The following is a 7,351-nucleotide window of genomic DNA, read 5'->3' as shown; positions in this document are numbered from 1 at the left end:
GCGCCGCGCAGCCGCTCGCCGGCGGTGCCGTCCCCGAGGACCGGTGCCATGGCGCGGGCCGTGGCGGCCAGCAGTACGGCGGCAGACGCCACCCAGTCCAATGCCTTCGACAAACTGCGCGCGGTCCTCCTCCAGGGCTGTTTCAAAGTCCGAGTGGTAGTGGAAAGTTGCAGGTCACGGTGGTGTGACGCCTGCTGGCCGTCCCGTCTCGTATGCAACGAAGCTCCGGTTGGAGCAGGTGACCGATCAAGTCGCCCTGCCGAACCGGAGCTTCGATGTGCCGTCAGTCTGCCAGCGTCTGTCTGATCAAGTCGCCTTCGCGTCAGCGCCGTGCCCTTGCGGGGCTGTCGCAGCGGCTGGCTACGCTGGCTGAGCCGCGGCACCGGCGGGGGAAACGTCACCCGTTCGTGAGCGTGCTACTGATCGCCTGCTCCGCCGTGATGGCCGAAGCGCGCTCGTTTGCTGCGATCGGGCAGGGGGCCCGCAGCGCCCCGCAGGACACCCTCGCCCGCCTCGGCGCCCGTACCACGACCGCGTTCAGCGCCTGTGTCGCGCCGAGCGCGGCGACCATCCGCCGTGTCCTGAACGCCGAGTGCCCGGGCGGGCTCGCGGACCTGCTCGGCACCGATCCTGCCGGGGCCGACACCCTGGCCGTCGACGGCAAGAGCGCCCGTGGCTCACGCACCGCCACTCGGCCAGAGCAGCGCGGACTCCGCAGTGCCGTCGGTGTTCTCCTGCTCCTGGTCCTCGCCGTCGGCGCCGACGGTCGGGCCGTCCTCGTCACGCTTCACGTGCATCTTGCGCTCGTGCTGGCCCCGGGACAGGGCGCGGGAGGCGAGCTGTTCGACCAGGCGCTCATCGTGGGAGCGCAGGCCCTGGTGTGTCAGTGTTTGCTTCTAGGCTGCTTCCATGAGCTTGCTGGAACCTTCCGCGGATTCGGTCCGGCCGTCGCCGGAGCGCACGGTGCGGAGTGTGCTGGAGTCGGCCCTTGAGCAGGCGACGTCTGTGGACCTGGCGGCCGCGTTCGCGTGGATGACGGAAGGGCGTCTGGCGGAGGAGCTCCTGGCTGACTGGCGTGGGCTGGGCGAGGAGGTGAAAGCCGAACTCGCCCGCTGTGAGAAGGCCATCCGGACCCTCAAGGATGTGACGGCACCACAGGACACTGTGCGCTACGGGCGCTGCGCGGCAGAAATGATTCTCAAGGGGGACCTGCGCGAGCTGGTGTCCCTAACGGACAAGGCCGTCCAGTGGCGCGAACAGGCGCGTCATGACGTCATCATGGACCTCGGCCGACTGATGAGGGAGCGGCGCACGCAGTTTCCCTCGGCCAGGGCCGCCCCGTTGGGCGAGCTGCTTGAGGAGCTGAAACGGGCGCGGGCACGCTACGCCTGTGCTTTGGAAACCCACCAGGACGAGTTGCAGCAGCTGGATGCGGAAGAACAGCAACGGCAGGAGTACCTCCAGAGCAGCGCCAGCATCTCCCTTGACGAGATACGCGACCTCACGGGCCGGGAGTTTGAAACGCTCATCGCCTCGCTCCTGGAACGCGACGGATACGTGGTGCAGCGCGCGTACGGGGGTGCCGGTGACAGGGGCGCGGACGTCATCGCCACCGGAGGGAACGGTGAACGGATTGTTGTGCAGTGCAAACTCCGAAGGACACCGTCCGCCAAGATCGGATCGCCCGAGGTTCAGACGTTCAACGGAACGGCCAGGCCGGACCACCGGGCCACCCATCCGATCATGGTGACGAACGCACGCTTCACTCAGGCCGCGGAGGCGGCAGCGGCGAGGTACGGTATCGCCCTGGTGGACCGCACGGCATTACGCACTTGGGCAACATGCGGGAAGCCCCTGGAACTGGACTGACGCCAGGAGTCGTTGCGCTGACTGGGTTGCCGGATCGGTATAGGGCCTGTCGCCGAGCGCGGTACCTGTCTGTGCTGCGACGGCTTCGCCACGCCTACCGAGTACGGGGTTCACTGGGCCCGGGTGTGGCCGCGCCCAGCTGTATGACCGCGTCGCGCCCGGTGCTCGGCTCGTCCTGCATGTCTGGTGACTGGCGCCCGTTCGGCGTGGCCAGCATCAGGAGTGAGAGGATGAGCCCTATGAGCAACGTCTACTTCGATATCAGCATCAACGGCTCCGCTGCTGGCCGTATCGTTTTCAACCTGTTCGACGAGGTGGTCCCGAAGACCGCGCGCAACTTCCGTGAGCTGGCCACCGGCCAGAACGGCTATGGCTACGCCGGTTCGGGCTTCCACCGCATCATCCCCCAGTTCATGCTGCAGGGCGGTGACTTCACCAACCACAACGGCACCGGTGGCAAGAGCATCTACGGCGAGAAGTTCGAGGACGAGAACTTCAAGCTGAAGCACGACCGCAAGTACCTGCTGTCGATGGCGAACGCCGGCCGCAACACCAACGGCTCGCAGTTCTTCATCACCACCGTCCTCACCCCCTGGCTCGACGGCAAGCACGTCGTCTTCGGCGAGGTCGTCGAGGGCCAGGAGCTCGTCGACCAGATCGAGGCCCTGGGCTCGCAGTCCGGCGCCCCCAAGGGCAAGGTCGAGATCGCGGCCTCCGGCGTCGTCGACGCCGCCTGATCCCGGCCTCTCGCCCTGGTCCGATCCGCTGAGCAGGAGCGTGCGCAACACCACCACCGGCACGACCAGGGAGATGAAGTCGCCCGGGGCCAGGACGGGCCTCACTGGTGACGAGTACGAAGTTCAGTGGCGCCGTCGGCGCGAGGCGTCCCAAGCCGCACAGGCAGCTGTGACCGCCGCGAGCGTGTCGACGGCCTCCATCTCGTCGGTGGCCTCGACCAGCTCGTTCACCAGCTTCGTGGCAAGTGTGTAGCGGACGCGGTAGCCCTTCGTGGCGGGGATCGGCAACCCCCGCCGCGAGGCGGCCGACGTCCGCGAGGAAGAGGAGGCCAGGGCCCGCCAAGAGGAGATAGTGCCGTCCTGGCGCTGCGCACTGCTGTTGGTTCATACCGGCATTCCTCCAACCCGGACTCGGCGACTGCTCTCCAAACCGACATACAGCCGCTCTCCGTTCTCGCCTACGCAGCCACACCCACGATTTCAGCGCCGCCTGACGTCCGAGCGGCGGCGGCAGCCGGGCAGGGTGGTCGTGCCCGGCTGCTGTGGCTACTCCCAGGGCCGCGGTAGCGCGAGCCACAGGACTCTGAGCCAGTCGGGCGGGTTGGTGAGGATCTTGTCCACCAGGCGGGCCGTGATGGACCGAGCGGCGCCCTGAGTTTTCGCGGCGGTCAGGCCGGCATTGACAGTGGGCTGCTGCGGGGCGGGCGCCGGGTCGGGTGGCTGGACGGGCGTGGGAACGTTGAGGGATCGAGGACGGCGGACACCTGTGGTGGTGTCGTCCGCGTGGGTGTGCGCCTCGCGGTTGGCGGTCCTGCTGCGGCTCTCTGCTTGAGAGCGTCCCTGTGGGGTCTCGGCCCTGGCCCAGGGTGACGTGTTCAGCGTAGCGGCGATCGGCGCGGGTGTTGCCGTGTCGGCTCTCCACGGTGACCTGCGCGCCGTCCCGTACGTCGTACCGGAGGGCGTCGTCGGGATGGACGTCGAGGAAGTCCGCCGGGTCGAGTGCGAGGTTGGCTCCACGCCGGGTCATGCTGCCGGAGTTGTAGTGGGCCCAGCGCCGCCCGGTGACCAGGATGAGCGGGTAGTCGTCGTCGGGCTGTTCACCCGTCCTCATCCTCGACGACTTCGCCATGCGCCAGTTGAACGCCACCCAGGCCGACGACCTCTACGAACTCGTCTCCGAGCGGCAGGGACGCTCGCTGATTATCACCAGCAACCGGGCGCCCAGCGACTGGTATCCCCTCTTCCCCAACCCCGTCGTCGCCGAGTCCCTCCTGGACCGGCTCATCAACACCAGCCACCAGGTCATCATGAACGGCCCCAGTTACCGCCCCAACAAGCGACCCAAGAGCCCTGCAGGCACTACCAGGGCGGCCAAAGCCGGCTGATCTTCGCGGCAGTACGCTGCGATGGCCATGAGCATGCACACCACCCCTGAACGGAACGATCGACCCGGCGACACGACCAGCGCCGACCTCCGCGAGGCTTGGATGACTGGTCGTGTCTTCGGGCCGCCGATCCGGCGGATCTTCCGGGACGTCATTTCCGACCGCCTGAAAGGCCCGCACCCTCCACAAGCAGCGATGCTGTTCGAGCCCGCGGCTGCCCCGTTCTGGAAGGACGACAGACGCTTCCTCGGCGACTTCTACAACGAGTTCCTTCACCAGGACACCTGCCAGCAGGCCACCGCTGACGGCGTCGCCCTGCTCGCGACCCTGGCCGGCGACGACCGAGTGCCCGCCCGGCAGCGGTTCGACGCGGTGGACCTCTTGTTCAGCGCCGCCACCGTCGCGGACCGGAAGCTGGCCGGCTGCTGGCCCGAAACTCCGCCGCATGCAGATCCAGACAGTGAGAACCGGGCTCGAATGGCCGTGCAATCCTGCACCCCGGACCTACTGGCACGATGGTCAGCCGAGTGCACGGCAGTCCGTCTGGCACTCGCGAGCCTCGCCGTGGTGTTCCCTACGGCCCGGACTTTGCCCGCCTTGACTCCGCGGCTTCGAGGCTTCACCGAGCAGCATCCACAGGGCACCGACATCGGCGACTACGTACGATTCGTGCTGATTCTGGCAGCCCAGGACGACGACCGAACGCTCCCTGCCGTTGAGACCTTCACAGATGCCTACTGGAAGGGAACCTCCCGCGGAGCACCCACACGAGCACGAGCCCTGCATCTCCTTGGGCAGATGCTGGACAAGGTGGCAATGAACCTCACACGGTCACAACCTGGGGAATAACGGCACCGCTGATGCGGGGAATAACGGGCTCTGTCGTGGATCTTGTGATGCCGATCAGCGAGGCGGATAGAGTTGCCCCGCAGGCTGAGAGGGCTGACGGTGAGCTCGACAGGGGCGTGGGTGGTCTGCGTCATCCCTGACGCGGAGGCTCGGGAACTTCCGGACCGTTACGTCCATCTCATACGGCCCGGCGACTGGGACAAGCCGCCGGGTTTCAGCCAGGCGCTGGCTGGTGGTTGAACGGCGGCGAGGAAGAGGCGTTTTCGAGCGCTCCATGGGTCCTTCCGGTTCCTTGGCGCCCACGTCGGTCGCTTATGGATTCGCGGACTTCATCGAGGACGCCAACGGGTCCACCGCGGCCACGGACGCCATGCAGGACGCGAGTATGACGTTGATGCCCCAGGCAGTTGGCGCTGGCCTCTTCGTTGCGACTGCCCGGAAGGCAAACCCGGTCGCGGCCCTGTACTACGGCCTTGGCGCTCAACAGTCGGCGATGCTCCCCGGCTGGTTCGGGAACTTCCTGCTCTCCGCCGACGAGGTTCGGACCGCTCTGCCTCGGGTTGAGGAAGCCCTGCTCCTGTCCGACACGCAGCGAAGCACCGCCCTCTCCCGGATTTACCGACTGGATGACCGCGATGGGCGACACACCCGATTGCGATGCGGCGGGACTCATCGACGCGCCCCTACGGGTGATTCGACACGCCGCAGAGGCCGGATCCGGCGTTGCCGCCTTCAGCCGCTGGTACTGACCTCGGTCTGGCACTCAGGGACTGCTGAGGACTCGTCGCCGGAGGAGGTCGAGGTTCGCCCGGCCATAGCCCATGCGCTTGAGCAGTTTGATCCTCGTAACCTGGCCTTCGACCTGGCCCGAGCTCCAGGAGGTCGACAGTGCAGCGGTGACCGCGTCCATGTCCCGCTTCATGCCGTTGACCAGGGAGTGCAAGGCGGGAAGGTCGTTGGCCATGACCCGGTCCATCCAGGCGGGCAGCTCCTCGCCGCGTAGGTCGCGCATCATGCCTGCGAAGTCGCGGACGTGCCGTGCGGTGGCGTCGAGGTGGGGGCAGGCGGCGCGGATCTCCTTGAGCTCGGTGGCGTCGGTCTCGGCCAGGTGCTGGGGGTTGCTCATGATCCAGCGGACGACGCGGCGGGGTTTCGGGGCCGGGCGGAGCGTGGGAGGCGGTGCCGGCGGGTTCCTGGGCCTGGGGCTGTGCGGCTTCTTGTAGGGCTTGAGGTAGTGGCGGACGGACTGGATGTCGCCGGTGAAGCCCTGCTGTTGGAGTTCGCGGTGCAGTTGGGGGATGTCGTGGCAGCCCTCGCGCCAGCGCTGGTGCAGGTAGGGCTTGAACTGGTCCAGGATTGACACGCGATTCACCGCCTTGACCAGCAACTCCTCCAGGCTGCCGGCGCGGGCGAAGCGCCGGACGGTCGAGTGGTCCAGCCGAAGTTCGCGGCTGATCTGAATCAACGACACTCCATGAGACAGGAGTTGCTGCACCGCTTGGTAGCGCTCGGTGGTGCGGGCGACCAGCCTTCGAGGACGGCCGAGCACGTCCAATGTGCCATCCGGCGGGACGAAGACGGTCTCTGCCGTGCCGGTGGGCTCCGCGGCGGCCAGCGGCGCCGTGGTCGACATCGCCTGGACCGGGGGTGCCGTGAACGCCTCGCGGATGCAGTGGTGGTGGGCGCCGACCGTCTTCTCCACGGCCTCAGCGAGGTTTCGCCACAGGTGCCAGGCGTCGGCGACCTGCTGGGCCTGGGGTGCCCCGCTGCGGGCTCCCTCCGCGTAGGCACCGGCCCGGTCCCGGCAGATCACCTCTACTTCCGGATGGCCCTTCAGGCATGCGGCCAGCGGTTCGGCATCCCGGCCAGGCAGCACGTCCACCGGGCGCCGCCTCTCTAGGTCCACCAGGATCGTGGCGTACGAGTCGCCCTTCCGCAGCGCGAAATCGTCGACCCCGAGCACGGGGATTGGCATGACGGGTTCTTCCGGCGCGGCGCGGACCAGACGTAACAGGGTGTCCTTGGCCACGCGCAGGCCCAGCATCCCGGCCAGACGGACACCCGCGCGACCGGCCAGCGCGAGAGCGATCGAGGTCAACTGCTCACGAACCAGTGGCGTGTAGCGGGCATGTGGGCTCGTCAGCCCCGCGATCTGCTCAGCGAAAGTCACCGCCCGGCACCCCGGGTTCCGGCACTTGAACCGCCGTACCAGCAACTCGATCACCACATTGGCACCACCGACCGCGGCATCCGCGAGCCGTCGCATGTACCGGCCGTGCACCCGGTCCGAGGCACTACCGCAGTGCGGACAGTCCGCACCCGCCGAGCGGGCCCGCGCATGCAACGTGACAACCCCGGCCGCAGCCCAATCCACCAACTCCACCACGACACCGGCCAGATGAGGGAGCAGCACCTCGAAACTCCGCGAAGAACACGCGAGACATGATCACAGCCAACCCCTGGTTCCTCGCGTACTCCTCTCCGTCATGCTTGCCGGACCAGGAGCGTGAG

Annotated in this window: 4 protein-coding genes and 5 pseudogenes; 5 read left to right on the top strand and 4 right to left on the bottom strand. The window is 67.6% G+C overall.

Annotated elements, in window-relative coordinates:
• Positions 1-275: 275 nt before the first annotated feature.
• A pseudogene (locus ACWD35_RS44315) lies at positions 276-578 on the top strand (transposase family protein); the annotation flags it as partial.
• A 120-nt stretch (positions 579-698) separates the two neighbouring features.
• Here the strand turns inward: ACWD35_RS44315 and ACWD35_RS44310 are convergent.
• A pseudogene (locus ACWD35_RS44310) lies at positions 699-878 on the bottom strand (hypothetical protein); the annotation flags it as partial.
• Between the two features lie 31 nt (positions 879-909).
• On the opposite strand from ACWD35_RS44310, the gene ACWD35_RS44305 reads away from it, so the two are divergent.
• Both ACWD35_RS44305 and ACWD35_RS44300 read left to right on the top strand, forming a co-directional pair.
• Entirely contained in the window at positions 910-1,869 is a 960-nt protein-coding gene (locus tag ACWD35_RS44305) for a restriction endonuclease (protein WP_451356994.1), read from the top strand.
• Positions 1,870-2,099: 230 nt separating this feature from the next.
• Positions 2,100-2,606 carry a peptidylprolyl isomerase gene (locus tag ACWD35_RS44300; RefSeq protein WP_451356993.1) on the top strand — a complete coding sequence of 169 codons (507 nt, stop codon included), beginning with the start codon at positions 2,100-2,102 and terminating at the stop codon, positions 2,604-2,606.
• 177 nt (positions 2,607-2,783) lie between these two features.
• On the opposite strand, the pseudogene ACWD35_RS44295 reads toward ACWD35_RS44300, so the two are convergent.
• Both ACWD35_RS44295 and ACWD35_RS44290 read right to left on the bottom strand, forming a co-directional pair.
• A pseudogene (locus ACWD35_RS44295) lies at positions 2,784-2,882 on the bottom strand (IS21-like element helper ATPase IstB); the annotation flags it as partial.
• A gap of 619 nt (positions 2,883-3,501) precedes the next feature.
• Positions 3,502-3,717 (bottom strand): annotated as a pseudogene (locus ACWD35_RS44290) (molybdopterin dinucleotide binding domain-containing protein); the annotation flags it as partial.
• Here ACWD35_RS44290 and ACWD35_RS44285 point away from each other — a divergent pair.
• Positions 3,710-3,991 (top strand): annotated as a pseudogene (locus ACWD35_RS44285) (ATP-binding protein); the annotation flags it as partial. The pseudogenes ACWD35_RS44290 and ACWD35_RS44285 overlap by 8 nt on opposite strands.
• Before the next feature lie 27 nt (positions 3,992-4,018).
• Positions 4,019-4,840 carry a hypothetical protein gene (locus tag ACWD35_RS44280; RefSeq protein ID WP_451356992.1) on the top strand — a complete coding sequence of 274 codons (822 nt, stop codon included), beginning with the start codon at positions 4,019-4,021 and terminating at the stop codon, positions 4,838-4,840.
• Between the two features lie 763 nt (positions 4,841-5,603).
• Here ACWD35_RS44280 and ACWD35_RS44275 read toward each other — a convergent pair.
• Positions 5,604-7,214, bottom strand: coding sequence for an ISL3 family transposase (locus ACWD35_RS44275; protein ID WP_451356995.1), 1,611 nt, complete (start codon positions 7,212-7,214; stop codon positions 5,604-5,606).
• Between the last annotated feature and the right edge of the window lie 137 nt (positions 7,215-7,351).

Source organism: Streptomyces sp. NPDC002671 (assembly GCF_053592475.1).
The sequence above is the reverse complement of the archived record's forward strand: the minus strand, read 5'-3'. Positions and strand labels throughout refer to the sequence as shown.